We start from the raw sequence: 24955 nt of genomic DNA on the forward strand, positions 1-24955 counted from the left end.
AATTAAATTTTAGAGTTGTCTGCAAAAAAGGAAGAGATTCGAAGAGAAGCCTTAGCAAATATGGAATAAAGTAGTATAATATCCTCATAACTTTTTGGGAATGAGGGGAAGTATGAATCAATTAGAGTTTTGGTCATCTGTTATTAAATCTATTACCTGGCCGATTGTTGTTTTGACAACAATGTTGATATTCAAAAAGCCTGTGACTGAGTTAATCGAAAAAGTAGCTAACTTTAGTCTTAAATTTAGAGGTTTTGAAGCTACTTCTAATTTTAGTCAAGGACTCCAAAAAGCTGCATTAGAGTTGGAGGGTCCTGATACGGATCAATCTGAGTCAGATGCTTCTCAAACAAATGAAAAGCAATCGCCAAAAAGTTCAAATGCTGATTTGAATGGTTCTTTAGTAATAAATAATGATGGTTCAAATGCTAACTTTTATAACATAGCCAGTGAAGCTCCCTATCTAGCAATCATTATGTCCTTTCAGTTACTTGAACAAGAATTAAACTCTGTCATAAAAAAATTAAATATAGATTCAAAAAACGTAAAATATCACGCTGTTGGTATAATGAAACAACTTGTTAATAAAGGTTATTTGGACCAAAATTATTATGAGGGTTTTAGAGAATTAAATAGCTTAAGGAACTATGCGGTACATAATCCTGTTGAAGCCCAAAAACTAAGTTATACGGATGCTATTAAGTACAATAGGTTAACTAAAAAATTAATTAAGAGACTCCAAAATATACATGTTAATTAAAAGATCTTCAAACATGAAGGTCTTTTTATTTTGAAAGGAGGTGAACAACATTGCCACGAGAATTGGTAAACGCTAAAATCACACATGTTTCCTACGTAGACAAGGCTGCTAATCAAAAGCAGTTCTTTTTTATGAAGTCAGAAAAACAGCCTGATTTTCAGAAAGAAATCAAAGTCCTGACAAAAGCGGAGGATGAAAAAAAGCTTGTATACGGCATCGTATATGAACCAGATACGCCCGACGCACACGGTGACTTCATGACCGCTGTCGAAATCGAGAAAGCAGCCCATGGATTCCTGAAGGATGCCAGGGAGATTGATAATCAGCATGATTTTCAAGGCGGCGTTGGTGAAGTGGTCGAATCCTATGTCGCGCCGGCGGATTTTGAGGTCAATGGTGAAACCATTAAAAAAGGATCGTGGGTGCTTGTCACAAAAGCTTCGGATGAGGTCTGGGAACAGATCAAAAAAGGTGAGATCACCGGGTATTCAATGGCTGGAACCGCCGAGACAATCGAGAAACAAAAAGAGAAGCCTTTTTCTCCTTCTGCCAATGAAGAGAAAGGGCTTTTTAATTTGCTGAAAAACTTCTTTTCAAAGGGAGAAGTTCAGGATCGATTTAATTACGGACGGAGCGGCCGCGAATTTTGGGCAGCTCAAGATGCGTTGAACTCAGTTCTGTTTAATTGGCGTTCTCCTAATGAGGAGATGGAAACTGATCCTGAAAAAATCAGAGAAGCCCTAAAAGACTTTGTGAATATTGCTCAGGAGATATTGATTGCTGATGATATTCAGAAGGCGATCGGGCCAAAACCGGAAGAACTCCAAAAGGCTGGGCGTAAATTCTCGGCTGCTAACCTACAGGAAATTAAAAGTGCTCATGCTGCACTTGGCAATTTGCTGAGTCAGGCAGAAGCAGAAAAGGAGGAAGACGAGTTGAAAAAAGAAGATATTGAGAAATTGCTTGATGACAAATTAAACCCGATCACCAAGCGACTTGATGAAATAGAAAAGGAAGCTGAGCCTGCAGAGGGCGACGGAGAGGATGAAAAACAAGAAGAGTCCGTCATCAAACAAATGGATGAGCTGCTTGAACAAAAGCTCTCACCTATTCAAGAACGGCTGGAAGCTGTTGAAAAGAGCCGTGGAATTTCAAAACAAGCCGGATCTGATCAGGAGTCAGACCACGAAAAAATCAAAAAGTCCGTTTGGGACGGCTTACTTTAAAGGAGGAGTACGATGAGAAACCAGGAGATTATCAACAAGGCAGAAATGACGCTCGCTTCACTGAAAAGTGGCGGGATGATGAATCCTACTCAAGCATCAACGTTTATCCGTATGGTGCAAGATACGCCAACAATTTTAAATGATGCCCGCATCATTCCGATGGACCACGATGCACAGAAATTTGAGAAGATCGGTTTTGGCCAGCGAATTCTGAGGGCAGCAGAGGAAGGAAAGTCACTTTCTTCTGATGAAAGAGCTGTTCCAACTACAAGTACGATCGGTCTGAACGCAAAAGAAGTCATTGCAGAAGTCCACATCACGTATGACACTCTCGAAAACAACATCGAAAAAGATGGCCTGCAAAACACCATCATGCAGATGCTGGCTGAGCGCGCAGCAGTGGATATCGAGGAATTAATCATAAACGGTGATTCAAAATCAGATGATTCATTCCTTGCACAAATTGATGGAATCCGTAAGCAAGCCCAATCTCACATTGTGGATGCTGCGGGGGGAGAGTTGTCACGGCAAATTTTCAAACGGGGTTATAAGGCTGTACCGCCTAAATATTTGCGCGTGCCGCAGGAATTCCGTTTCTATACTTCACCAGGTATCGAAGTTGAATGGAAGGATAAGGTGGCCGATCGTCAAACCAACTTAGGGGATGCTGCTGTTCAAGGCGGGCTTTCTTCTGCTTTTGGTGTGCCGATCAAGGGAATTGCAAACATGCAGCCATATTCCACCGGCGAAGGAGAAAAAGCGATCGACGTATCAGATGTCATTTTGACTCATCCGAAAAACATCGTGCTCGGCTTCTCCCGTAATATCCGAATTGAAGTCGATAAAGATATCCGCCGCCGCAAGTTCATTATTGTCTTGACGGCAAAACTGGACAGCGTGTTTGAGGAAGAGGATGCGGTAGCCAAAATCATCAAGGTCAAAGAGTAGGTGAAGACGTATGGCAGATACCTATAAAGCGCAACTGATCAAAGGGAAAACTTACGATGTTATGGATCATGTTTTTACCCTGGGTGCAGAGCGAGACGTCAAGGAATCGGTGTATCTCTATCTTAAAGACAATGAACAGTTTGATTGCGAATTGATCAAAGAAAAAGAAGAGAAAGAAGACCCTAAGACTGACGGCAAGTCCAAGGATGATGGTGCAGAAGACAGCGGTGAAACGAAGGAAGAGGAAACGGCCGCTAAAACATCAGCGGCGTCCTCTGCTTCAAAAACATACACAGAATCAGAATTGCGAGGCATGACGAAGGCAGGACAAGAGGACATTATCTCTGAGCTTGGCGGCGATCCTGCAGCGTTCAAAAACGCAGATGAAAGGATTGCCTTTATCCTGCAGAAACAAGGGGAGTGATGCGGGATGCTGATCACTCCTGACGAAGTGATTGCCTATTCTGTTTTCGATACGGTAAAGGCTCGGCCTGAGGATCTGCTTCAGCATGACATTTTGGAGGCAGAAACCGAAATTCAAAGCATCGTCGGTCATGATTTCTCTGGTGAGAAATATCAGCCGCTGCCAAAAAAGGTCAAGCTGGCCTTATTAAAGCTGGCGCAATATTTCGCTTTGATTAATTCTGATGAATCTATCGTCAAGGGCTATAAATCTGAAAAAATCGGAGACTATTCCTATACGCTTGGAGATGGTCAGACCATTCAAAAGCCAGATATCGCAAATCTATTAAAAGATTTTGTTGAGGATCCAAATGTCCCACCTGATGGTAAAGGATCTGTTCTCCTTAGGGTGAGGGCATTATGAGCTACAGCCGGCTCTTAACACACCGCTGTGACATATACCATCTAAAAGAGCAACAGCCAGCGGAATCCCGGTATGGTGTTCCGGTTCAGGATGGCCAGCCAGAATTCTCTTATCTCGATGAACCGGATATTTTAGATCAAGCTTGTTACTTTACGGAGAAAAATCAATCTGTTGTGCAACAAGAGCCAAATACATTGATCGTTCAATCTTTTCTGGTTCATTTCCCAGCCTCGGCGGATATTCGACTGAATGACAAAGTGATTTGGGAAGGAACTTCTTATAAGCTGCAGAAGCCAAGAAAAATTAAAAATCATCACATTGAAGTGACAGCAGTCAGGAGTGACGATCTATGAGAATTGACGGCTTGGGTGAATTTATTCAGGCCCTCGATGAAGCAATTGACGGAGGGCTTCAAAGTAAATATGAACTCTGGCTTGAGGCGATGGGTTATGAGTTTTTGGATATTGTGCAAGATGAAATTATGAAAACTGAAACCGTCGAAACGCGCCGCCTTTTAAACTCTTTTGAGAAGGGTGACGCAGACAATATTTTCTCTACGACCGCTGGCAATCTGACATTGGATGTAGGGACCAATTTGGAATACGCTTCTTTTGTAAACGACGGGCACTTTACAATTGATCCATCAAAGAATCTCGACCGCCGGTGGGTTCCTGGGCGTTGGAAAGGTGACCGCTTTGAATATGATCCCGCTGCGGAAACCGGAATGCTGTTGAAGTTTCAATGGGTTGACGGATCCGGGTTCTGGGACAATGCCCTGGCGATCTTTGAGCGAATGTTTGAAAAAAGCTTAGACCGCAAGCTTCAGGAATGGCTGGATGAATTCTAAAGGTGGTGATGGCTTGAACGATGAAGTCGGGTCCATTATGAACTTCTTTTATCGGGTGTTTCCCGTCCAAATATATGACCGGGAGATTCCTATTCAAATTAAAACCCCGTCTCTCTATTTCCCGCCGCCTTCCGTAGCGGATGGGAATGACACCGTATCAACGTATATGAAAACGTATAGCCTCAATGTGAAGCTATTTCATAAGGATTCACAACAGGCCCACGATGAAGCTGAGAAGATCGCGGAAGCTGTAAGGGAGAGGCGCAGCACGATTCCTCTTGTTGATACTGAAGGAACGGAGACGGGGGAATCTTTGCGAATCAATCGGATAGAATCACGAATATCTGATAAAGGGGTCGCTGTGTTGATTATTCAATGGAACAGCCGGTATTGGTACAAAAGAGATGAAAAACCAGCTCTTCAAAATTTTGATTTTACAAGCGGGGTGAAATAAGTGGATACAAAGAAAGCAAAAAATGAAGAGGTTGAGGGACTGACTGCCACGCGCCGCCCTGAATCTCTTTTCCATATTCAAGACTTACGGGAGCACAGTAAAGAGCTGTTTGGGGTTAAACCTGAAGTTCTGGACGGTGCTCTTTTTGGTTTAGATCAGAAGCAAGTAACAAAAACAGAAGCGAAGAAACGCATACGCGAATTTCTTCGGAAGGAGGCTAACTAAATGAATGGCGGAACATTTACGCCCGGCAAGGAAAAGGAACGTGCCGGCATTTATTTTAATTTCAAAACGACAGCCCAGGAACGCGTTTCTCTTGGTGAGCGTGGGATTGCGGCTATTCCTGTTAAAACAAGCTGGGGAGAAGCGAAAAAGTTCATTTCAATTTCAAGCATTGAGGACTTGAATAAGAAAGTCGGTTTGCCAATTGATGATCCAACCCTCCTACTTTTCAGAGAGGCTAAGAAAAAAGCACAGACGGTTCTCCTGTATCGCTTGAATGAAGGAAACCGGGCTACAGGTGATATTGGTGAAGGTGTAAAAGCTACAGCCAATTATGGCGGCACAAAGGGCAATGACATTATTATTCAAGTCAGCGAGAATGTCCTTGATTCTTCAAAATTTGACGTCACTACATTCTTTAATCAGTCTGAAGTCGATAAACAGACGGTTTCTAAGGCAGAGGAACTCAAGTCAAACCAATATGTCACCTTCACTGGAAAAGGAGAACTGACCATTACAATTCCGCTTTCAGGGGCTGAAGGTGACAAGGAAGAAGGAAAATTAAACACTTCTGCCGGAGTCCGGTTGTCTGGCGGCACAGACAAAAGTGTATCGAATGAAGACTATATGGACTTCTTGGAGGCAGCCGAAACAGAATACTTCGATACCATCGCATTACCGGTGAAAAACAGTGAGCAGCTGAAAGCCACATTCGTATCCTTTATTCAACGTTTACGCGATAAGCAGGGGCGCAAGGTTCAAGGTGTCCTTTCCGGCTATAAAGGGGATTATGAAGGTATTATCAATGTAACAGAAGGCGTGCTGTTGGAAGACGGTACAGAGATTGCGCCGCATCAGGCTACAGCATGGGTAGCCGGGGCCAGCGCGGGAGCTTCTTTCAATCAATCCTTGACCTTTGTTGAATACGAAGGTGCGGTGGATGTCCTGAACCGCCTTGATGATGACACAGTCATTGAAAAGCTGAACAACGGGGAGTTCTTATTCACGTTTGACGCTCGCGATAAATCTGTCAGCGTTGAAAAGGATATTAATTCTCTCACGACCTTTACGGCCGAGAAAAATAAGAAGTTCTCAAAAAACAAAATCATCCGGGTTCTGGATGCGATCAACAACGATCTTACGCGGGAACTTAAAGCGCTCATTAAATCTAGAAAAGGAACCGGCAGTGACATCCCGGCTTCTGATGATGGCCTGCAGTATGTCAAAACGCTCATCATTCAATACCTGACGACACTGGAAGACGGAGACGGGATTATAGGCTTTGATTCAGAAAACGATCTGACTATCAAGCTGAATGAGGACCGTGACGGATTCTTGATTGACCTGGCCGTTCAGCCGGTTGACGCAGCTGAAAAATTCTACTTTAATGTGGAGGTAAAATAATATGGCATTAAAAGCGCAAAACACGATTTCCGGAAAAGAAGGCCGTCTTTTTCTCGACGGACAAGAGATGGCTCACATCAAAACATTTGAGGCGAATGTAGAGAAAAATAAAGCAGAAGTCAATATTATGGGCCGCCGCATGACGGGCCACAAGACAACAGGTGCAAACGGCACAGGAACGGCGACATTCTATAAAGTTACATCTCAATTTGTCACATTAATGATGAACTATGTGAAAAAAGGCGAAGATCCGTATTTCACGCTCCAGGCCGTCCTTGACGACCAGTCATCAGGCCGCGGAACGGAACGCGTCACACTGTTCGATGTGAACTTCGACTCCGCCAAAATTGCGGGGCTCGATGTAGACTCAGAGGCGCTCGAAGAAGAAGTGCCGTTCACATTTGAAGATTTCGATGTTCCTGAAAAACTGAATGACTCTTTCTAAAGTGTTTTACCATCAATTAAAAGTATTGAGGATACAATTTTTATTGCATTATTAATTAGTTTTGTAGATAATGAATGTATATCAAAGTCTTCTGATGTCACCTAAAATCAATATATTATCGTTGAAGGACATCAGATGGTTTACATTCATCACATCTTGCATATACTAAAAAAGACCCGACTGCGGGCAACAGTCGAGTCAGGTGTACAAAGCGGCCCTCAAGGGGCTGGCTCAAAGTGTCTTTTAGTAAATAGACTTTCCCTTTGCTTTTGCAGGGCTCAAGGGAAGTCTATTTTTCTTTTTGCGACAACAACACGGCAATTAACATGCCAAAAGCAATCATTAATGAGATTGTTTCGTATGTTGTCATAAGCATCACCCCCTTCCATAGGGGATGAGCCAACTTCCCTTGAGTGAGCCGAAAACTTTGTACAAAGAATATTTTACCATAACACTCTCAAACACCGAGAGTGTTTTTTTATTGCCTAAAGACAAAATGAAAAGGAGCTAATAAACATGAGCGAAAAACAAAACGAAAAAGTGTATGATCTTTCCTTCTTTATGCCAGGACAAACAGAGGAAGCAGAAGAAGTAAAGGTGCCTATCTCAAAGCGTTTTAAAGATAAAGAGGGGAACGTCATTCCTTTTGTGTTCAAAGCCATCACGACAGAGCGCATCGATGAGTTAGAAAAAGAGAACACAACTTATAAAAATGTGAAAGGCCGGGGTCGCGTGAAAGACCTGGACACTCAACGTTTCTATGCCCGAATTGCGGTTGAGTCTACTGTTTACCCGGATTTCCGTTCAAAAGAGTTGCGAGAGGCATATAAAACACCTGATCCAGTAGAAGTCGCCAAGCGCGTGCTGTCTGTCGGCGGTGAATATGCGAACTGGCTCAACAAAGCAATCGAAATCAACGGCTTTGAAGACGATCCAGAAGATTTAGAAGCTGCTGTAAAAAACTAATCAAGGATGGGAACAAGGAAGCCGTGTATTTGTATTACTGCATGCATGAGCTTCATTATTCTCCATCCCAACTATTAGAAGTCTATGAAGCGCCGCGACATTTTAAGGCGTTTTTATTTGGACTTATCGGTCACAAGCTTGAAGTTTTAGAGAAAGAGGCAAAGAAGGGAGGTAAATAGATTATGGCCAAATTAACTGCACGCTTTGATCTGCAGGATCGCATGACCTCCCGTCTACGTGCAATTCGGGGTGAGATGGTTCGTATTGATAGACTCAGACAAAGGACTGAACAGCGTCCTTTTGTCATTCGGGTAAGAGATAGGGCTAGCCAAACATTGAGAAGAATTCATATGTTCATCCTTCGGGATATCGGCAAGTCTCATCAGCTTGTCCTGTCTGTGAAAGATTTGGCGACCCGATCCATGCAAAAAATGAATCGGTTTATCGCGCGGCGGATGCCGCGTACCCATGAAATCATGATGAAAGTGGTAGACCGGGCAACACCGCAGATTCTGCGACTGAAGCGATATTTAGATCGTCACTTATCTGGTCCTCGCAGAATCCTTATTGAGGCAAAGGATCGGGCGACGGCCGTCATTCGCCGTATTTCCAGGTATGCCAAAGATCAGCTAGGAAGAGGCTACAATGTTACAGTTCGGGCAGTAGACATGGTGACGAAAACCGTGAATCGTATCGTCTCAAGTGCCAGGCGTGAAATACCGGAATACTACAGATCAAGCATTCAAGCGATTGATCGTTTTACCGCGCCTGCCCGTCGGGTTACGTCATTTGCGAACCAACACTTGAATCGTACATGGACCGCCACTGTCAAAGTGTTAGACCTTGCAACTAAGCCTTTGAAGGCGATCGCTTCCGCGGCAACTTCAACACTCGGAATTCTCGGTGTAGGAGCCGGGGCGACCGGGGGAATTGTCGTTCCTTTAAAGATGGTTGCCGACCGTCAAAATATGACCACTGCATTTGAAACACTACTCGGAAGCCGGGCTAAAGCTGATCAAAGACTGGACGAATTAACAACGTTCGCTGGTCAAACTCCATTTACCCGGGATGAAATTTTTGAATCAAGCCGGGTGCTGCAGGTCTTTACAGGAAACGCCCTTTCTACTGCTGAAGGGATGAAACTTGTCGGGGACGTGGCTGCAGGTGTGCAGCGACCATTCTCGGAAGTCGCTCTTTGGATGGGACGCCTCTATGACGGGATCAAGTCTGGCCGTCCGATTGGGGATGCAACGGCAGCCCTGCAAGAAATGGGGGCGATCTCGGGTGAGGCCCGCGGCAAACTTGAGAAATTAGCGGAGAGTGGACAGGACATTTCTAAAACTTGGCCGCAGGTCACAAAGGAATTTGGAAAATACAATGACATGATGGTCAAGATGTCTGACAACCTCGCAAACTTATTTTTAGGGGTTAAGTCATTTATCAATAACTCCATTCTCATGCCATGGGGAAAAGGGCTGGCAGAGGCATTTCAGCCGGCTCTTGAAGCGTTTAGAGAATGGCGCGGTGAATACTCTTTTGTACTGACAGATCTTACAAATAAAGCTCAGAAGGCAGGAAAGGCCTTTGCGGAAAGTTTCTTGAATCCGACGAAAAATGTGTTTGGTTTCATCGGTGAACAGTTTAAAATACTTTTTCCTGGAGAGCTCACGAAGAAACAAAAGAAAGAGCTGGAGCTTAAATTTAAAGAAGATCCTAAGCTGAAAAAACGGTTTGATCAGCTGCAAAAATACAGGGATATGGATTTTAAAACCCGTTGGCAGATCGTGCTGGATAACACGAAGGATGTCTTCGGAGAATGGTGGAAAAAGACGGGGGAACCCGGCTTAATTAAAATGGCTGGTAATCTCGGCAGCACTTACGGCGGCATCATTAATGGGGTTATCAATGGTTTGCTTGGAATTGATGATAAGTCATCCGAAAATGGATTCGTCAATGCCGGAACAAAAGCCGGCCGGACATTTGTTGTCAGCTTTGTGGATGCTTTGGATCCGGTTGAGCTGTCGATGCGTATTGCGAAAAAGCTCGCTAAATTAAATTGGGATGCGGTTACCGGTCAAGGTTCTGTTGGTGGTGCCCTTCTTGCTGATGCGTTCGCTTTAGCCTTTATCGGTAAGGTGGGACGTCTTCTCAAGCCTGTTGGGAAGCTTGTTTCTGGTGTTTTCGCAGGCTATAAGTGGCTAAAAAACAGGCCGGGTTCCGGTGGAAGAACAGGTGGCCCTCTCACCCCAGGTAAGAACAAAAGAGCTGGCGGAGGCCGTCGAGGACCGGAATACCGGAACCCTTGGTTTGGTCAAGGAGAAAGGGTTTCTCCATCAAATCCAAACCAAACGAGAGGCGGCGGGTTCTGGAGCAAAGCAGGAAAAGGGGCCAAGTCAGTCGGTAAACGCATTCCAATCTTAGGAACCGCGCTTGCTGCAACCGAACTCATTGGCATGAATAAAGACAATGCTGGTGAAAAATTAGGCGGTTTTGGTGGCGGCTTGGCAGGATCAGCTGGAGGAGCAAGTGCAGGGGCTGCCGTCGGAACCTTAATTGCGCCAGGAGTCGGGACCGCAATCGGTGGTGTTATTGGTGGTGTCGCTGGCGGCATTGGCGGTTCAGACTTTGGACAATCCATTGGAAAGTGGATTGATGATGGCGGCATCATGAAAACATGGGATACTATTGTGAAAAAATCGTCAGAAGCTTGGACCAACATTCAAAAGACATGGGAAAAGGTATCTGATTGGTTTCAGGAAAATGTATCCGATCCTGTCTCTAAAACGTTTGATGATGCGCTCACCTGGATTAAGAATACTTGGTCAACCGTCACAACTTGGTTCGAAGAAAATGTTTGGAATCCTTTTCTGAAACCTGTCGTCGATTTTGCCATTCAAGTGTGGGGTTGGTTCAAACAAGCGTGGGCATGGATACAGGATACATGGAAAACCGTAAAGACATGGTTTCAAGATAACGTTTGGACGCCTATATACAATATTGGAGTAAGAGTTATAAACAATGTCGTAGGCTTCTTTGCGGTAGCCTGGTATACCATTCAGTTGGTATGGGGAATTGCTTCATCATGGTTCATGGAATATGTTTGGGACCCAATATTGTCCCATGTTGTTCAATTCGCAATAGACGTGTGGAACTGGCTTGTTCAGGCTTGGAACTGGATTTCTGAAACATGGGAAACCGTCTCGACCTGGTTTGTCGAAAATGTCTGGGATCCAATATTGTCCCACGTTGTCCAATTTGCGTTAGATGTGTGGGATTGGTTCGTTAAAGCATGGAACTGGATTTCCGAAACATGGGAGACTGTTTCAACTTGGTTTGTTGAAAATGTCTGGGATCCAATTTTGGAGCCTGCGATTCAGACCGCAACAGATATCTGGAATGGGCTTGTCCAAGCATGGAATTGGATCAAGGAAACGTGGGACACTGTTTCGACATGGTTCACTGAGAACGTCTGGGATCCGATCATTAAAAATCTTATTATAGCAGCTATCCAAATTTACGGTCACTTTATGATGGCAAAAAATAAAGTGATCAAATACTGGACCAATATTTCTGATTGGTTTGATGAACATGTAAAAGATCCAATTGTTGGGGTCGCAAATGATATTTCTGAAGCGTTTGAAAAAGCGTTTGGCTGGGTCGGAAAAGTCTGGGATAAGGCAAAGGATTTTGGTGGCGGTATAAAACAAGGCTGGGACGATCTATGGCAGGGTAAAAATAAAACAACCTTTGAAAAAATCGGTGAAGAGAAAACTGGTTTGAAGCCGAAAGAGAAAAATGCCACAGGCGGATACATCACCAAACCAACTATTTCATGGATTGGAGAAGCCGGTAATGAATTTGTTATCCCAACTCAAAACAACCGGGGCCGCGGAAAGATGCTGCTCTCACAAGCGGCAACTCAACTCGGTATGCGGGTTGTTGATGATATCGGCTCTATTTCTACGGATACCGGAACTGTCGCACCAATTTCGAGCGCGTTTTCCTATTCTGCTTCTGCATCGCCATCAATGAATGCGGGAAACATGACGAATCAAGCATCGTCTTTTGGTCAGCAATTTACAGAAGGCTTTGACGAAGGACTCAATTCAAACGTTGTCTCTATAGAAGACTGGAAGAAGAAAAACATTCAAACGCCTTTTAATAACCTGGTGACAAGCTCCCCGTCCTTCGGGAAAAATGTTGTAGCCGGATATACTTCAGGTCAGAATGCAACAGCTACCGGCACAGATGGATTCCTGCAGTCAAAAGTGAAGACGCCATTTCAAAACACAGTAAATACGGCTTCTTCCTGGGGTGTGAATACGGTCAGAGGGTTTGCGGCTGGTCAGAATGCTACGCCTACAGGTACAAACCAATATGTCAGCACCCATATCAATAAGCCGTTTCTTGATTCGAAACAGTCATCAAGAGACTGGGGATCTGGCATGATTAGTAATTTTGTATCCGGCATGAATTCAAAAGAGAATGAAGTAAAAGAAGCTGCCAAGGAATTGGCCAAGAAAGTGGAACAAGCTTTCCGCGATGAGTTAGATATTCACTCCCCATCCCGAGTCATGATGAGTCTCGGGCGTTTTGCGTCTGTTGGTATCGTGAAAGGTTTAAGCTCAGTCGATGTGAAGAGCTTCGCTGAAAAACAAGCCGGCTCTCTTGCTGGAGCTTTTGCAGGAATGGGGGCAGTCGGCGGCAACATAAAAGACTGGCTGCAGAAGGCTCTTATGATCACAGGCACGTCGATGAATTGGCTTGGACCTCTATCTCAAATGGCCATGCATGAATCAGGCGGGAACCCGCGGGCCATTAACCTGTGGGATAGCAACGCGAAACGCGGCACGCCATCAAAAGGGTTAATGCAAACCATTGATCCAACCTTTAATGCCTATAAGATGAAAGGGTTAAATGATATTTGGAACCCGATTCATAATGCGGTGGCTGCTATCAATTACATCAAAGCTCGGTACGGTTCTGTTTTTAATACACCTGGAATGAGAAGTAAGCGAAATGGCGGCGGCTATAAGGGTTATGCGAACGGCGGGTTAATCACAAATGAACAAATTGCTCGCATCGGTGAAGGGGGAAAACGGGAATGGATTATTCCAGAAGAGCGCGGTATCCGCGGTCGTTATCTCCTTTCTCAGGCAGCGCAGGCACTTGGTCTTGATGTGGTCGATCCATCGTCTCAACAATCTGGCATGTCATCTGATCAAGTGGATATTGCCACATCTGGCCAAACTGGTGCTGCCACGGTCGTCCCGTCTGGAACCAAAGAGATCAACATCCATTTTAATGGCGATCAGCATTTTCACAATGATCAAGATGTGGAACGCTTAATTGATAAAATCAAACAGGCCTTAGTTGATGAGTTAGAAGAGGACATCAACATTGGAACGAAGGGAAGTGTAGCTTTTGACTAAATCTGTGTATGAATTTTGGCTATCTCAGGGGAAGGAAAAGCTTCGCTTCCCCGTGCTTCCTGAAAAAATAGACGTAACCAACAACATGGCAAATGAAACCGTTCAAGTGGCCAAATTTGGCGAGCTCACATTCATCAACGATCCGAATGCCAAAACCATTTCGTTTTCCTCTTATTTTCCGAAGAAGTATTCCCCTTTGGCTGAATATAAGGGATTCCCTTCGCCGGAAAATGCAATTGCCACGATCGAACGGTGGATGAAAAATAAAAAGCCGGTTCGTTTTCTCGTTACCGGAACAAAGATCAATTTAAACTGCAGCATCGATGCCTTTACTCACCATGAAGGCCAAAAAGACATTGGGGATCGTGATTTCGATATCACCTTAAAGGAGTATAAAACAGCGTCTCCGCGAAAGATCAAACAAAAAAAGAAGACGAAAAAGAAACGGCCGTCAAAGGCGGCACCGAAAGTATACACCGTAAAAAAGGGGGATACCCTCTGGCATATTGCTGGCCGATTTTATGGAAACAGTCTGCAGTGGCGAAAAATCTGGAATGCGAATAAAACAGCGATGATCAAGCGGAGTAAACGAAACATCAGGCAGCCTGGTCATTGGATTTTTCCCGGCCAGAAACTAAAGATACCTCAATGAAAACAAGTGGGGTGAACGAATATGATTGAACTATTCGTAGTAAAAGAAACGGAATGGCGAGAGCTGGTGACAGAAAGTGTTTCCCTTGAAGGACAGCGGTACCAGGCTCCCCGCTCTATTCAAGCGACGATCGTGGTCAAACAAGGTGATCAAAAATATTATAGTGTCCAGGAAGGTGACACGGTTTTATTCAAGTGGAAAGGTAAAGAGCTGTTCCGCGGCATTGTGTTTTCCAGGATACCCGATGAACATACGTTAGTCTTCACGGCTTATGATATGCTGCAGTATCTTGTGAAAAATAAAGATGTCTATGTTTTTTCAAACAAGCGGGCGGATCAAATTGTCCACCGGATCGCCAACGATTTTCAAATCCCAAAGACTTCGATCGCCAACACAGGGTATACAATTAAATCCCTAGTTATTAAAGACGATACATCGCTCTATGACATCATTTTGAAGGCCTTAAAAGAGACCAAAAAGCAAACGGGGAAAAACTTTCAGCTCTATTCATCCAAAGGAAAGCTCGGTTTGCGGGCATGGCCAGACCCATCGGAAATTTGGGTATTAGAAACCGGAGTCAATATTATGGACTATCAGTACAGTACATCCATAAATGATACAGCGACGCGCGTTAAAATGCGCCGACAGAAAGACAACAAAACTTATACAGCTACTGCAAGCGATAGTACCGGCATAAAAAAATACGGTGTTTTGCAGTATGTGGAAACGGTATCGGATAACATTAACCAGGCACAGCTCCAAGAGCGAGCCAAAGTTAGACAGTCACAGAAAAAGGGTGTCAAAAAGGAGCTGAAAAGCATTCAGGCGCTTGGGATTCCGGATCTTCAAAGCGGCATGCCGGTGTACATCTCGATACCGGACGTCGGCATTAACCAAAAGTATTGGGTCGATACAGACAAGCATGAATTCAAGGGCTCCAAACACACGATGACGATCGATGTCGTCCCTAAAAACCATATGCCAAGTGGAGCTTCGGCATCATGAGATTAAGTGATGCCATAAAAGAATTGGCTCTCGGAGCCGTAAATGCAGAATCTCCTGTCGATGTGATGCCCGCGGAAATCGTATCAGCCTCACCTCTTAGCATTAAAATTCGAGACAATGACAAATTGGTGATTCCCTCTGATTTGCTGGTTGTGGCTGAACATTTAAGGGAACATACAAGGGAAATAGAGCTTGACGGTGAGAAAAAAACCATCCGTTTATACAATCAATTGAATACAGGCGACCACGTAATGATTGCAGCCATGCCGGGCGGGCAATCTTTTTTTGTGATCGATAAGATATAGGAGGTGTCCGACATGGCGCTGTCCCCAGAGGTGGAATTTGAAGATATCGAGGATGACAGTGATGTCATTGAGACTTCAAAAACATACAAAATTGATTTTGATTCCGGCCGAATAACGAATGAAATCATATCAGGGGTTGATGCCATTAAACAAATGGTCTATATGGCCCTTCGAACAGAACGTTATGGTTATCCGATCTATAGTCATGATATCGGAAATGAACTGCAGGAGGTTCTTTCTGACAATGAAACGACCGATGCTTATAAGGAAATGGAGATCCCGCGACTGATCGAGGAGGCTCTGATTTTTGATGAAAGAATCACGGCCGTCAAAGATTTTGAAATTCATAAAATAGAGGACGGCTTTCATGTATCATTTACGGTTGAAACAGATGAAGGAACCTTGGAGATTGAGGAGGCGATTGGCGAAGATGTTTGAAGATCAGACGTTTGATGAGATTATGGAGCGCATGCTTGATCGTGTCCCAACTGATATTGATAAACGGGAAAACAGTGTGATTTGGAATGCGCTGGCGCCAGCGGCTGCAGAACTCGCTCAATCCTATATCTGGCTGGACACGGTGTTGGAATTGGTCTTCGCCGACACTGCCCAAGGTGAATTTTTAGACAGGCGGGCCGCTGAAGCCGGTTTGGAAAGGCAGCCAGCAACAAAAGCGGTCAGGGCCGCAAAATTTACAAAAGGCGTTAACATTCCCGTAGGCTCCCGCTTCTTTATTGACAATCTGTATTTCAAATATACGAGAGATGGATATTTGGAATGTGAAACCGCCGGAGAAGCCGGAAACGCAAATTTAGACGGGCGTCCTCTCCTTTCTCTCGATACAATTCCAGGACTTGATTCAGCTGTCATGGGGAAACTCCTGGTTCCAGGCAAAGAAGAGGAAACGGACGAAGGATTGTATGAGCGGTATTCCGTCCGGGTCCGGCGGGAAGCCGTAAGCGCAAATAAAATGCATTATAAGCAATGGGCGGAAGAGGTAGACGGAGTTGGTCGGGCGAAGGTATTTCCTCTTTGGGATGGAGACGGAACGGTTAAAATCGTGATTACGAATGCCAAAATGGAACCTGCATCAGAAACCTTGGTCCATAAGGTAAAAGACTATATTGATCCTGAACCAGGCAAAGGGGAGGGACAGGCCCCTATTGGGGCGACGGTTACCGTAGAAAGCGCGGTATATAAAAAAGTTGATATTGAAGTCACCGTTGTTCCCGAACCTGATTACTCAATTGAAGATGCTCAAAAAGAAATTGAAGAAAAAGTGAAAAGCTTTTTTAAAGAAATTGCATTTACAGAAAGCATTGTCCGACTTTCCAAAATCAATAATATTGTGTTTAACGCAGACTCTGTCAGCGATTATGCTGATGTGAAAATCAACGGGGATACGAAAAACTTGGAGCTGAAGGATGAAGACATACCGAAACTTGGGACGGTGACGATCCATGAACAAGATTGAAGAAATGGAGAACTATTTGCCGCCGTTCCTCACAAAAGTCAGAGAAATGAGCGAGATTCTACAAGCGGAGGCTCCTGAGTTTGAGCAGCAGAACAATGATATTTTTGATTTGACAGATCAGCTGTTCATTACAACAGCGACATGGGGACTTGATCGGTGGGAAGCCCTATTAAATGTGGCCAGAGAATCTGGAGATTCTATAGAGATAAGGCGATTACGGCTGATTTCAAAGACATCAAATATTCCGCCGGCTACTTATCAGGCTATCGAACAAGCTTTAAACCGATTTTTAAAGAATCCTTCGGCTCAAGTTCGGCTGCTTCCGAAAGAGTATCGCTTTAATGTAGATATCGACATTGATGATCTGCAGAATGTCAGAGAGCTCATTGAAACACTTGAAAATATAAAGCCGGCTCATCTCGCATATACATTTCGGCCGGGCTTTAATGAACTGCTGAAGATTGAGGATACGTTCATCATGAATCATCGAAGGTATCGAAAAATAAAGGAACTCCGGGTCGGTTACTCTGTCACACTTGATAATAATGAGGTGGTTTTAACATGATTACAAAAAAATACAGGGCGCGCGTGGCTGCCGATCTGAAAAGCAGGATCCAAAAGGTTTTGTTGAATGGGAAAGAAACTGAGATTGCCGACATCACGATTAACGGCACGACTGTCACGGTACTGACCAAACGTGAGGAAGATGTCAGTCACATTGAAAGTGTCCAAATCATTGATGATCAAGACCACGTGATTACAGAACGAAATCCCGACCTGGATGTCAGTACCAACCGCACGCTCGATTTTCGCTTTACATTTGAGGTGGTGAAATAAATGGCATACAAAGCAAAGACGGATTGGCTCCCGGATGATCTGATAAATGAAGATGACGTGAATCGTTGGGAAAAAGGCATAAAAGATGCACACCAAGGTTTAGCTACTCATAAAAATGACCTGAATAATCCACATGGCACGACAAAAGCTCAAATTGGGCTTGGGAATGTAGAGAATGTCAGACAAGCATCTAAAAAAGAATTTCAGCAACATGCTGGCGATACAACGATTCATATTTCAAAAAAGGAGAGGACAGAATGGGATGCCAAGGAAACACCTGATGGCGCACAAAAAAAAGCAAATCGTGCTGAAGAAAATGCCAAGACATATGCAGATCAGACGTTCACAAACAAAAACTTAATCGTTTTGTCGGAGTCAGACTCAATCCTAGATGCCCGAGCAGCCGGAGATGAATACCCTATTGGGATTACGATAATGGATATTGGTCAGGAAAATAAAACTGGTTATCCACTTGATTACGGATTTGTCAAAAATGAAAATCATTCAACTTATCGGTTCACTCAGTACTTTTATGGCATTGGTAATGGATACAAAAACATGGGCGTTTGGGTGCGGCATTGGTATATTTCATATGGCTGGACATCCTGGTTTAAAATTTCAGGATTTTCGTATGCAAAAGCTACGATAAGTCTCAAACAAAAATTAGATAAAGGCACATATAACAAAATAAAATTCAATCGTAAGATTACCGACAGCCATAATGCTTTTGACGCAAGCAAAAACCGTTTTGTAGCGCCAAATGACGGGATGTTCTTAGTTGAATCCGGTTTATACATTGACAGTTTCCAAACTTATTCAAATTTTGAATTGACGATTTATTTGAATGGCAAACAGTATAAAAATATTGCCCATTATAGGCATAAACCTGAAGGTCCAACAACTTCTAAGGAGTTTGGAGTTGGCGTGTATGGCACAGGGAGGGTCCCGATGAAAAAAGGTGACTACCTTGAAATGTATATGTATGTTGGTTACGACGATGTGACAAGACATATATCTAACCGAAATCAAGCCTACAACTATTTTGAAATTTTCGAGACAGGTGGCATAGATCTATCACTGTTTTAGGGGGAGGTTTTCTTGATTTTATATGACGCGATTATGTGGGCGTATCCTGATGCTACACCCAATAAAGACTTTGTGCTAAGAAACGATGGGAATGGTCCATATATTGAAGAATGGAATTTGAGAGCGCCTATTCCGACGGAAGAGGAGCTGCAGTTGTGGTGGGAAGAATCAAAAAAGAGTCAACTTTATCCGCCGCCGAGCTTAATAGAATCCCTCGGACGGCAGCTGACAGAGGAGAGGCTGGCGCGAAAAGCTCTTGAGGAGTCATACAAGCTTATGGGGCAGGAATTGGCAAAACTTAAGATTCAATCGCTTCAATTGAAAGGGGAGGAGCAGCAATGAACTTTTGGGTGTTGGCGCTTTACTATAATTGGGCCACAACAGACATGGTGAAACAAGCACTCTATTATAAGGACTGTACTCCAGAAGACTTCAAAGATGGGGTAGATAAAAGGCTTGTGTCTCCTGAGCAATACAAAGAAATCTTTAATGAAGAATATCCGCCGGAAGCCGTCATATAGGCTTTTTTATTTTGCCTTTTAGGGGGTGATCTATGGGCGCGTGCTTCATCCGTTTGATTAGCCAGATTAAAGAGATATACAAAAACAGAGGAGGATGAACATTGGCTAAACACAATTTTTTGTTTCCGTTGGATGCTGATTCAAGACCAGGTGCGGTGAAACCATTTCGGGAGGGAGATACGGATTTTACAGTTCCTAATATGGATGTCAGCGGCGGCGCAGAGCTGCTTACCAATCTACCATTAAAAGCTACAGAGGTTTATAACCAATATGGCCAGGACCGGCTGGGAGATGTACTCATTTCTAAGGTTAGAGGTTATGCTTTTGCAGATAAAGCCGGGTCATTATATGTTGAAGAAAGTGACGACGGGAATTCTTGGTCAACAGTGGAATCTATCGATATAGCAGAACATGCTTTGGGTGACACAGGATGGGTTTATCTATCCAAAAGGTATTATCGTTTCCGATATGTCAATGGCAACCTGGAACAGTCTGATTTTGCCCTATATCAATCCCTTGGATCCGGTGAACAGGATGTCCGGGTTTCAGGAGGATTCGAGGCTCCTTCTTTAGACATTCCAGCTGATGGTCTCCCTGTAAAAGCACTGAAAACTATTACTTCAGAAAGCTTTTTAGAAGAGCAGGTCATCAAAGCGGGAGAGTCCATCTATCTAAATATTGATGCGGCAGGCCATCAGCTTGGGGTTGCGATTTATCTGTATGAAAAGACAAATCTGAGTGTTCGCATGACTTACATCATCCCGGGAACAAGCAACTATACCCTAAAGGGTTATGAAGATATCATTGTATTAGAAAATAATGATCGGGACGCTCAGAAGGTTGATTTATTAGCTGCCTCTCCGCGACTTATGTTGACCAATAACGGAGAAACAGATGTGAAAATTAAAAACCTTGTGGTTACTCATTTCTTGTAAGATCACACCGTAAAAAAACGGTGTTTTTTATTTTGCCTCAAAGGAGGTGAAAACGATGTGAGAACAGGAGGATTAGGGGACATGACGCAACCGAATGAGTATGATGTTTTACAGAAAGAAATCGCGGAGATCAAAGCAGATCAAAAAACACAAGATCAGCGGATCACTACCCTCGAAAGAACGACTGACCGACATGATCAGCAGATCATTTCAATTAATGAAAAACTGAACAAGATCGAGGAAAACACAACTTGGATCAAGCGCAGCATCACCGGCGCGATCATTACAGCGGTTAGCACCGGCATCATCGGCGGCGCAATCGCTGTTTTTTATAATCTACTGCAGAAATAAGGAGGAAAACACAATATGAAAAACTTTGATAAAGGCACGGTAGTCCGGACGGTGCTTCTTTTTATTGCATTGGTAAACCAGACATTGATCATGTTTGGAAAGGCAGCTTTGCCGATCAGTGAGGACCAGGTCAATACGCTGGCCGACGCTTTGTATTTAACTTGCTCTACGATTTTTACAATCGTCACGACGTTGGTCGCTTGGTTTAAAAACAACTATGTCACCGGTAAAGGTAAACAGCAAAAAGAAGTGTTAAAACAAAAAGGATTAACAAAATGAGGTTGCCGTCTGGCAGCCTTTTTTATTTAAAACAAAATAGGAGGGGTTCAAATGGTTAAAGTCGTGAAAAACTTTGTGAAAGTCAATCAATATACCCGGCCAGGGCTGAAGTTGGCGGGAGTGAAAGGGATTGTTATGCACTATACGGCGACGCCGGGCGCTTCTGCATTGAATGAGAGGGATTACTTCAATGGCACATGTATAGCCATTAAACGCAAAGCTTCAGCTCATTATTTTGTGGACCGTAAAGAAGCGCAGCACATCATTCCTGAAAATGAAGTCGCGTACCATGCACATGATAAAAACCGCTGTTATGTGAGTTTTCTTAAACCGAACGCCAACACAAAGTCAATCAGCGTTGAAATGTGTGTCGAAAAAGACGGCAGGATTCACAGTGAAACGGTTCAGAATGCCGCTGAATTGGTTGCCGACCTGTGCAAGCGTTACGGTCTTTCTACTAACAAAATCGTCCGCCATTACGATGTAACAAACAAAATTTGCCCGGCACCGTGGGTGAGCGATTCCAGCCAGTTGGCGGCATTCAGGAAAAAAGTTGATGCTCTGCTTGGAAATAAAACTGTGTCAAAGACAACATCACCCACGAGCCAGTCAAGCAAATCCACAGGGACTATCCTGAAAAAAGGGTCGTCCGGTTCCAAGGTCAAGTCGCTGCAGAAACGTTTGATTGCCGCTAGTTTCTCTCTACCGAAGTATGGGGCCGATGGCTCGTATGGCAATGAGACGGTGCAGGCCGTCAAAGCTCTGCAAAAGAAAGCGGGTATCGCGGTGGATGGAATTTACGGACCGGCTACAGAAAAGGCACTCGCAGGTATTGAAGCGAAAAAGAAAAAGTCGTCCTCAAGCAGTAAAAAATCATCCTACCCGCTGCCGTCTGGCATCTATAAGGTAAAAAGCCCACTGATGAAAGGGACAGGCGTCCGACAGATTCAAGAGGCTCTAGCTGCCCTCTATTTCTATCCAGACAAAGGAGCGAAGAATAACGGCATAGATGGTTATTACGGGCCGAAAACGGCGAACGCAGTCAAACGGTTCCAGCTTATGAACGGGCTGTCTGCTGATGGAATTTACGGTCCTAAAACGAAGGCGAAACTTGAAGCTCTATTGAAGTGATGAAGAAATGCTGAAAAAAATCCAAGAAATTGATGAAAATATAGTTGTTATTGAAGAGCGAACTAAAAAAATAGACAGCTTGCCAACAAAAGATGAAATGCAACTTTGCATTTCTGAAACATTAAAAACCCTTTTGAAAAAGCCCTGTCCTTAAACGGTTTCAGCTGATGTACGGGTTTTCTACCGAAGGTATTTACGGACCGAACACTAAAGCGAAATTGGAATCATTTTGACTCAAAAAAACCAGCCCGTTAGAAAAGGGCTGGTTTTTATTAGAGTTTTCCCCATATAGATTTTCCACCAGTATGTCCGGTTTTTTGATGGATAGTTTTATTTACTAGCTGAAGCTTTCCAGTATCTTGGTGATGATGCCAAACATAACCTCTAGGTGTCTTGCCCATCATAATATCTCCTCTTTGTGCTGAATTAAATTTTTTAGCGTGTTTCGGTGACCTAATTGCAATTCTTAAAGATTCATTTGCGTATTTAAATTGAGTTTTGTTGCTTGATTTAATTAATAGTTGCGGAAGCTTATAAGTGTACTTTGGATTGAAGACTGGAAAGCCCTTTGGGTTGAAAAATATACCGGTTTTAGGGTGTTTCTTATTGGCCAATTTTCCGTTTTTAACTCTTATGTTTTTGGTTGTCTTTTTCAAATATTGTTTAACAAAAAGTTTACCGCCAATCCTTGAAACGATCGCAGTTGCGGGAGGGATCAGCCATACATATTGAACTTGAGCAATGTTTTCATTTTTTCCTATGTCGTCTGGAATTGGTGAATGTTCTGTTTTAATAATTTCATTGTTTTCATCATGAAAAATGTCATCAGAAACTGTTTCTAACTCTTCATCTGTGATATCGTCTTCAAGTTCACCTTGGTATACAGGGTATTCTTCCCATCCCTCATAATACTTAGATTCCTCAAAGTCAGAATAATCTTCATATGTCGACTCTACGTAGTTATTGTATTCCTCATCTTCAGGAAAGGAAGTGTCTTCGTTTGAAGTCTGTGATGTTTGTTCTGTGGAGTAGGCCTGATGAGGGGATTCAGCTTTAGCGAATTCCGGTAAAATAAATGAAACAAAAAGCAGAAGGGGGACAACGGCACATAAAAATTGTCTCGTTTTCTTCATAATAACTCCTTTATAGTATTATTTGGTAACATAACCATAATACTATAAAAATAGAAAAAAACAACACGAATGTTGTTTTTTAAAAAAAATCTTTTATTTGTGAAAGGAGTATATCTAGAACTGAGTCATTCAGTTTCTCAAGCGTAGCAACGATTTCCTTAACCAATAGACTTGTTTCTTCATTATCAAATGTTAAATCTACATGGTAAGAAATAATTGTTTCTAAAGCACTGGCTAGTTCCATTGCAGTTGCACGATTGGCTTTTGCCGAACTTTCTTTTATTTTGGTAAGCAGCCATTTCAGATCTTCAAAACTTTGAATAGGGTATAAAGTAATCCTGTGCAGCTCTATATCTATATTTTTATTTAGAATGTTTTCAGCTTCTTCTTTTGTAATTGCATCTGGATGATCAGGTGTGATATACGAAAGTTTATAGTCTTCAGGATTAATTCCCTGTAAGTTTTCAATGTCATCAATATCAACCGAATCATCTGTGTATAGTTTAGAGAGAAATTCCCCGAATGAATCTGCTAATCTAAAATTTTCTTGTAGCTCTGAATCAAAGTAATGAACAGGTGGATTTTCTTTTGTATTTCTATAGTCTAAAGCAACCCAAGTGTGGCCATCCCCATGAATTAGAATAAGGTTGTCAGGCAATCCCCATTCTTTAATTAAATACTGGCTTTCAAGAATTCCTTCTTTTTTCCCTAAGCCTAATAAATAGTCAAATTCGATATGATCCTTTGCCCAGGAAGTAGGCCGATCAGTAGGGAAAGCATTATAATTGATGTATCCTCCATTTTGTTGAAGAATAAGCTCTTTATACTCCTTAGGGAGTATTACACCTAACTTTTTTTCAGCTTTCAGAATATCTTTCTCTGTTACTTTCTTCAAAGTGTATGGATCCTCATCCTCGTACATCCAAAAATCTTTCAAGCTAGATACCTCCTCATCATTCGCTATCAATATCATTATAAATGCAATGGGGCAAACCTAAAAGGACTTATTAGAAGAAACATCATTATTTGGTATATATGCCATATATTGATTATGAGCTAAAGAGACTTTAATGTCATGCCACATTACAGGAAAAAGTTAGATCTGTTCAATCCCTACGACATCCTCAAATTTAATGAAATTGGTGTCTCCTTTGAATCCACGACATGGAAAGTTTTCTGTTGCTGATTTATGTAATGAATATGACCCTCTATTTGAACGGTCTCCACGATTCCAGGTCCGCGACTTTATTGCGGTCAAACGCCAGCTGATGCACGGGCTGTCTGCCGATGGAATTTGCGGGCCAAAACGAAGGCGAAACTTGAAGCGTTGTTGAAGTAATATAAAAAGGCCCTCTATAAAAAGAGGGCTAACTGTTATTCGTTACTGTCCAATTCCCATACTGTCTGACCATCTACTAAAATTTTATTTGGAGGATCATCATAAAGGGAGATTTCAACCAAGGAGCTTTCCCCTTGCCTTAACCAATCATATACACTGCCTTCGTTATTAATAGGGTGGGATATAATGTTATTCACTCTAAACGCAACTGCATAATATTCTGTGTAATTGATATCGTCATCTTCTAATCCATTATCTGTTTCGTAAAGTGTGTCTGGATTTCCGATAATTTTTAATCCATTTTTCCATTCTAATCGCAGTTCTTTACCACCATATTCATCTAATGTTTTTATTAAAGAGTTATATTCCATGAGTAT

Annotated in this window: 32 protein-coding genes and 2 pseudogenes; 30 read left to right on the top strand and 4 right to left on the bottom strand. The window is 43.0% G+C overall.

The window, feature by feature from the left end:
* The first annotated feature begins 112 nt into the window (after positions 1-112).
* From MHB72_RS07900 to MHB72_RS07950, 11 genes are read left to right on the top strand one after another with little or no spacing between them, the layout of a single operon-like run.
* On the top strand, positions 113-760 hold the full coding sequence (locus tag MHB72_RS07900) for a hypothetical protein (RefSeq protein ID WP_340902223.1): 648 nt from the start codon (positions 113-115) through the stop codon (positions 758-760).
* A gap of 50 nt (positions 761-810) precedes the next feature.
* On the top strand, positions 811-1986 hold the full coding sequence (locus tag MHB72_RS07905) for an XkdF-like putative serine protease domain-containing protein (RefSeq protein WP_340902226.1): 1176 nt from the start codon (positions 811-813) through the stop codon (positions 1984-1986).
* Positions 1987-1998: 12 nt separating this feature from the next.
* Positions 1999-2934, top strand: coding sequence for a phage major capsid family protein (locus MHB72_RS07910; RefSeq protein ID WP_340902228.1), 936 nt, complete (start codon positions 1999-2001; stop codon positions 2932-2934).
* Between the two features lie 10 nt (positions 2935-2944).
* Positions 2945-3358: a YqbF domain-containing protein gene (locus tag MHB72_RS07915; RefSeq protein ID WP_340902231.1), complete on the top strand. Its 414-nt coding sequence runs from the start codon at positions 2945-2947 to the stop codon at positions 3356-3358.
* A 6-nt stretch (positions 3359-3364) separates the two neighbouring features.
* Positions 3365-3760: a protein YqbG gene (gene yqbG, locus MHB72_RS07920; protein ID WP_340902234.1), complete on the top strand. Its 396-nt coding sequence runs from the start codon at positions 3365-3367 to the stop codon at positions 3758-3760.
* A complete protein-coding gene (locus tag MHB72_RS07925) occupies positions 3757-4113 on the top strand; it encodes a DUF3599 family protein (protein ID WP_340902238.1) in 357 nt (118 codons plus the stop codon). The genes yqbG and MHB72_RS07925 overlap by 4 nt, the downstream gene beginning before the upstream one ends.
* On the top strand, positions 4110-4607 hold the full coding sequence (locus MHB72_RS07930; RefSeq protein ID WP_340902239.1) for an HK97 gp10 family phage protein: 498 nt from the start codon (positions 4110-4112) through the stop codon (positions 4605-4607). The genes MHB72_RS07925 and MHB72_RS07930 overlap by 4 nt, the downstream gene beginning before the upstream one ends.
* Positions 4608-4620: 13 nt before the next feature.
* A complete protein-coding gene (locus MHB72_RS07935) occupies positions 4621-5061 on the top strand; it encodes a phage tail terminator family protein (protein WP_340904081.1) in 441 nt (146 codons plus the stop codon).
* A complete protein-coding gene (locus MHB72_RS07940; RefSeq protein WP_085059470.1) occupies positions 5062-5286 on the top strand; it encodes a hypothetical protein in 225 nt (74 codons plus the stop codon). It abuts the gene before it with no gap.
* Positions 5287-6687 (top strand): phage tail sheath family protein, encoded by a 1401-nt coding sequence (locus MHB72_RS07945; RefSeq protein WP_340902241.1) that lies wholly within the window; start codon positions 5287-5289, stop codon positions 6685-6687.
* A gap of 1 nt (position 6688) precedes the next feature.
* On the top strand, positions 6689-7132 hold the full coding sequence (locus MHB72_RS07950; RefSeq protein ID WP_195536527.1) for a phage tail tube protein: 444 nt from the start codon (positions 6689-6691) through the stop codon (positions 7130-7132).
* Between the two features lie 289 nt (positions 7133-7421).
* Here MHB72_RS07950 and MHB72_RS07955 read toward each other — a convergent pair whose 3' ends face one another.
* Positions 7422-7508 (bottom strand): putative holin-like toxin, encoded by an 87-nt coding sequence (locus MHB72_RS07955; RefSeq protein ID WP_123032257.1) that lies wholly within the window; start codon positions 7506-7508, stop codon positions 7422-7424.
* A gap of 140 nt (positions 7509-7648) precedes the next feature.
* On the opposite strand from MHB72_RS07955, the gene MHB72_RS07960 reads away from it, so the two are divergent.
* From MHB72_RS07960 to MHB72_RS08050, 19 genes and pseudogenes are all read left to right on the top strand, one after another.
* Positions 7649-8098, top strand: a complete 450-nt coding sequence (locus MHB72_RS07960; RefSeq protein WP_016886606.1) for a phage tail assembly chaperone — start codon at positions 7649-7651, stop codon at positions 8096-8098.
* Between the two features lie 29 nt (positions 8099-8127).
* A complete protein-coding gene (locus MHB72_RS07965; protein WP_085959894.1) occupies positions 8128-8277 on the top strand; it encodes a hypothetical protein in 150 nt (49 codons plus the stop codon).
* A 3-nt stretch (positions 8278-8280) separates the two neighbouring features.
* The gene (locus tag MHB72_RS07970) at positions 8281-13530 is read left to right on the top strand and encodes a transglycosylase SLT domain-containing protein (RefSeq protein WP_340902247.1); all 5250 of its coding nucleotides are present in this window, start codon (positions 8281-8283) and stop codon (positions 13528-13530) included.
* Positions 13523-14182, top strand: a complete 660-nt coding sequence (locus MHB72_RS07975; protein WP_268309344.1) for a LysM peptidoglycan-binding domain-containing protein — start codon at positions 13523-13525, stop codon at positions 14180-14182. Before MHB72_RS07970 ends, MHB72_RS07975 begins: the two co-directional genes overlap by 8 nt.
* Before the next feature lie 21 nt (positions 14183-14203).
* Complete coding sequence (locus MHB72_RS07980) at positions 14204-15187, top strand: XkdQ/YqbQ family protein (RefSeq protein WP_268344875.1); 984 nt, start codon at positions 14204-14206, stop codon at positions 15185-15187.
* A complete protein-coding gene (locus MHB72_RS07985; protein ID WP_043929393.1) occupies positions 15184-15492 on the top strand; it encodes a DUF2577 domain-containing protein in 309 nt (102 codons plus the stop codon). Before MHB72_RS07980 ends, MHB72_RS07985 begins: the two co-directional genes overlap by 4 nt.
* Positions 15493-15504: 12 nt before the next feature.
* Positions 15505-15930, top strand: coding sequence for a DUF2634 domain-containing protein (locus MHB72_RS07990; protein ID WP_268344877.1), 426 nt, complete (start codon positions 15505-15507; stop codon positions 15928-15930).
* A complete protein-coding gene (locus tag MHB72_RS07995) occupies positions 15923-16966 on the top strand; it encodes a baseplate J/gp47 family protein (RefSeq protein ID WP_268344878.1) in 1044 nt (347 codons plus the stop codon). Before MHB72_RS07990 ends, MHB72_RS07995 begins: the two co-directional genes overlap by 8 nt.
* Positions 16953-17531: a YmfQ family protein gene (locus tag MHB72_RS08000; protein ID WP_268344879.1), complete on the top strand. Its 579-nt coding sequence runs from the start codon at positions 16953-16955 to the stop codon at positions 17529-17531. The genes MHB72_RS07995 and MHB72_RS08000 overlap by 14 nt, the downstream gene beginning before the upstream one ends.
* Positions 17528-17803, top strand: coding sequence for a hypothetical protein (locus tag MHB72_RS08005; protein ID WP_268346665.1), 276 nt, complete (start codon positions 17528-17530; stop codon positions 17801-17803). The genes MHB72_RS08000 and MHB72_RS08005 overlap by 4 nt, the downstream gene beginning before the upstream one ends.
* Positions 17804-18889 (top strand): hypothetical protein, encoded by a 1086-nt coding sequence (locus MHB72_RS08010; protein WP_268344881.1) that lies wholly within the window; start codon positions 17804-17806, stop codon positions 18887-18889.
* A 12-nt stretch (positions 18890-18901) separates the two neighbouring features.
* Positions 18902-19231 (top strand): XkdW family protein, encoded by a 330-nt coding sequence (locus MHB72_RS08015; protein WP_268309328.1) that lies wholly within the window; start codon positions 18902-18904, stop codon positions 19229-19231.
* Positions 19228-19410, top strand: a complete 183-nt coding sequence (locus MHB72_RS08020; protein ID WP_234112114.1) for an XkdX family protein — start codon at positions 19228-19230, stop codon at positions 19408-19410. The genes MHB72_RS08015 and MHB72_RS08020 overlap by 4 nt, the downstream gene beginning before the upstream one ends.
* Positions 19411-19511: 101 nt before the next feature.
* A complete protein-coding gene (locus MHB72_RS08025; protein ID WP_268344882.1) occupies positions 19512-20345 on the top strand; it encodes a hypothetical protein in 834 nt (277 codons plus the stop codon).
* A gap of 81 nt (positions 20346-20426) precedes the next feature.
* Positions 20427-20696 carry a hemolysin XhlA family protein gene (locus tag MHB72_RS08030; protein ID WP_017474918.1) on the top strand — a complete coding sequence of 90 codons (270 nt, stop codon included), beginning with the start codon at positions 20427-20429 and terminating at the stop codon, positions 20694-20696.
* 15 nt (positions 20697-20711) lie between these two features.
* A complete protein-coding gene (locus tag MHB72_RS08035; RefSeq protein ID WP_080624027.1) occupies positions 20712-20975 on the top strand; it encodes a phage holin in 264 nt (87 codons plus the stop codon).
* 51 nt (positions 20976-21026) lie between these two features.
* A pseudogene (locus MHB72_RS22870) lies at positions 21027-21788 on the top strand (peptidoglycan recognition protein family protein); the annotation flags it as partial.
* A gap of 48 nt (positions 21789-21836) precedes the next feature.
* Positions 21837-22106 (top strand): annotated as a pseudogene (locus MHB72_RS22875) (peptidoglycan-binding domain-containing protein); the annotation flags it as partial.
* A 7-nt stretch (positions 22107-22113) separates the two neighbouring features.
* Complete coding sequence (locus MHB72_RS08050; protein WP_268344884.1) at positions 22114-22260, top strand: hypothetical protein; 147 nt, start codon at positions 22114-22116, stop codon at positions 22258-22260.
* A 118-nt stretch (positions 22261-22378) separates the two neighbouring features.
* Here the strand turns inward: MHB72_RS08050 and MHB72_RS08055 are convergent, their stop codons facing one another.
* The 3 genes from MHB72_RS08055 to MHB72_RS08070 form a co-directional block, all read right to left on the bottom strand.
* A complete protein-coding gene (locus tag MHB72_RS08055) occupies positions 22379-23239 on the bottom strand; it encodes an HNH endonuclease (RefSeq protein WP_268344885.1) in 861 nt (286 codons plus the stop codon).
* A 79-nt stretch (positions 23240-23318) separates the two neighbouring features.
* Complete coding sequence (locus tag MHB72_RS08060; protein WP_268344886.1) at positions 23319-24176, bottom strand: SMI1/KNR4 family protein; 858 nt, start codon at positions 24174-24176, stop codon at positions 23319-23321.
* A 437-nt stretch (positions 24177-24613) separates the two neighbouring features.
* Positions 24614-24949 carry a hypothetical protein gene (locus MHB72_RS08070; protein WP_340902270.1) on the bottom strand — a complete coding sequence of 112 codons (336 nt, stop codon included), beginning with the start codon at positions 24947-24949 and terminating at the stop codon, positions 24614-24616.
* Positions 24950-24955: the final 6 nt, after the last annotated feature.

This window comes from Bacillus sp. FSL K6-1284, from assembly GCF_038002625.1.
Lineage (GTDB): Bacteria > Bacillota > Bacilli > Bacillales > Bacillaceae > Bacillus > Bacillus paralicheniformis.

Coding starts and splice junctions, on each gene's coding strand:
- MHB72_RS07900 (WP_340902223.1), top strand. CDS start 113: ATGAATCAATTAGAGTTTTGGTCATCTGTTATTAAATCTATTACCTGG.
- MHB72_RS07910 (WP_340902228.1), top strand. CDS start 1,999: ATGAGAAACCAGGAGATTATCAACAAGGCAGAAATGACGCTCGCTTCA.
- MHB72_RS07915 (WP_340902231.1), top strand. CDS start 2,945: ATGGCAGATACCTATAAAGCGCAACTGATCAAAGGGAAAACTTACGAT.
- yqbG (WP_340902234.1), top strand. CDS start 3,365: ATGCTGATCACTCCTGACGAAGTGATTGCCTATTCTGTTTTCGATACG.
- MHB72_RS07925 (WP_340902238.1), top strand. CDS start 3,757: ATGAGCTACAGCCGGCTCTTAACACACCGCTGTGACATATACCATCTA.
- MHB72_RS07930 (WP_340902239.1), top strand. CDS start 4,110: ATGAGAATTGACGGCTTGGGTGAATTTATTCAGGCCCTCGATGAAGCA.
- MHB72_RS07945 (WP_340902241.1), top strand. CDS start 5,287: ATGAATGGCGGAACATTTACGCCCGGCAAGGAAAAGGAACGTGCCGGC.
- MHB72_RS07950 (WP_195536527.1), top strand. CDS start 6,689: ATGGCATTAAAAGCGCAAAACACGATTTCCGGAAAAGAAGGCCGTCTT.
- MHB72_RS07955 (WP_123032257.1), bottom strand. CDS start 7,508: ATGCTTATGACAACATACGAAACAATCTCATTAATGATTGCTTTTGGC.
- MHB72_RS07960 (WP_016886606.1), top strand. CDS start 7,649: ATGAGCGAAAAACAAAACGAAAAAGTGTATGATCTTTCCTTCTTTATG.
- MHB72_RS07970 (WP_340902247.1), top strand. CDS start 8,281: ATGGCCAAATTAACTGCACGCTTTGATCTGCAGGATCGCATGACCTCC.
- MHB72_RS07980 (WP_268344875.1), top strand. CDS start 14,204: ATGATTGAACTATTCGTAGTAAAAGAAACGGAATGGCGAGAGCTGGTG.
- MHB72_RS07985 (WP_043929393.1), top strand. CDS start 15,184: ATGAGATTAAGTGATGCCATAAAAGAATTGGCTCTCGGAGCCGTAAAT.
- MHB72_RS07990 (WP_268344877.1), top strand. CDS start 15,505: ATGGCGCTGTCCCCAGAGGTGGAATTTGAAGATATCGAGGATGACAGT.
- MHB72_RS07995 (WP_268344878.1), top strand. CDS start 15,923: ATGTTTGAAGATCAGACGTTTGATGAGATTATGGAGCGCATGCTTGAT.
- MHB72_RS08000 (WP_268344879.1), top strand. CDS start 16,953: ATGAACAAGATTGAAGAAATGGAGAACTATTTGCCGCCGTTCCTCACA.
- MHB72_RS08005 (WP_268346665.1), top strand. CDS start 17,528: ATGATTACAAAAAAATACAGGGCGCGCGTGGCTGCCGATCTGAAAAGC.
- MHB72_RS08010 (WP_268344881.1), top strand. CDS start 17,804: ATGGCATACAAAGCAAAGACGGATTGGCTCCCGGATGATCTGATAAAT.
- MHB72_RS08020 (WP_234112114.1), top strand. CDS start 19,228: ATGAACTTTTGGGTGTTGGCGCTTTACTATAATTGGGCCACAACAGAC.
- MHB72_RS08030 (WP_017474918.1), top strand. CDS start 20,427: ATGACGCAACCGAATGAGTATGATGTTTTACAGAAAGAAATCGCGGAG.
- MHB72_RS08035 (WP_080624027.1), top strand. CDS start 20,712: ATGAAAAACTTTGATAAAGGCACGGTAGTCCGGACGGTGCTTCTTTTT.
- MHB72_RS08050 (WP_268344884.1), top strand. CDS start 22,114: ATGCTGAAAAAAATCCAAGAAATTGATGAAAATATAGTTGTTATTGAA.
- MHB72_RS08055 (WP_268344885.1), bottom strand. CDS start 23,239: ATGAAGAAAACGAGACAATTTTTATGTGCCGTTGTCCCCCTTCTGCTT.
- MHB72_RS08070 (WP_340902270.1), bottom strand. CDS start 24,949: ATGGAATATAACTCTTTAATAAAAACATTAGATGAATATGGTGGTAAA.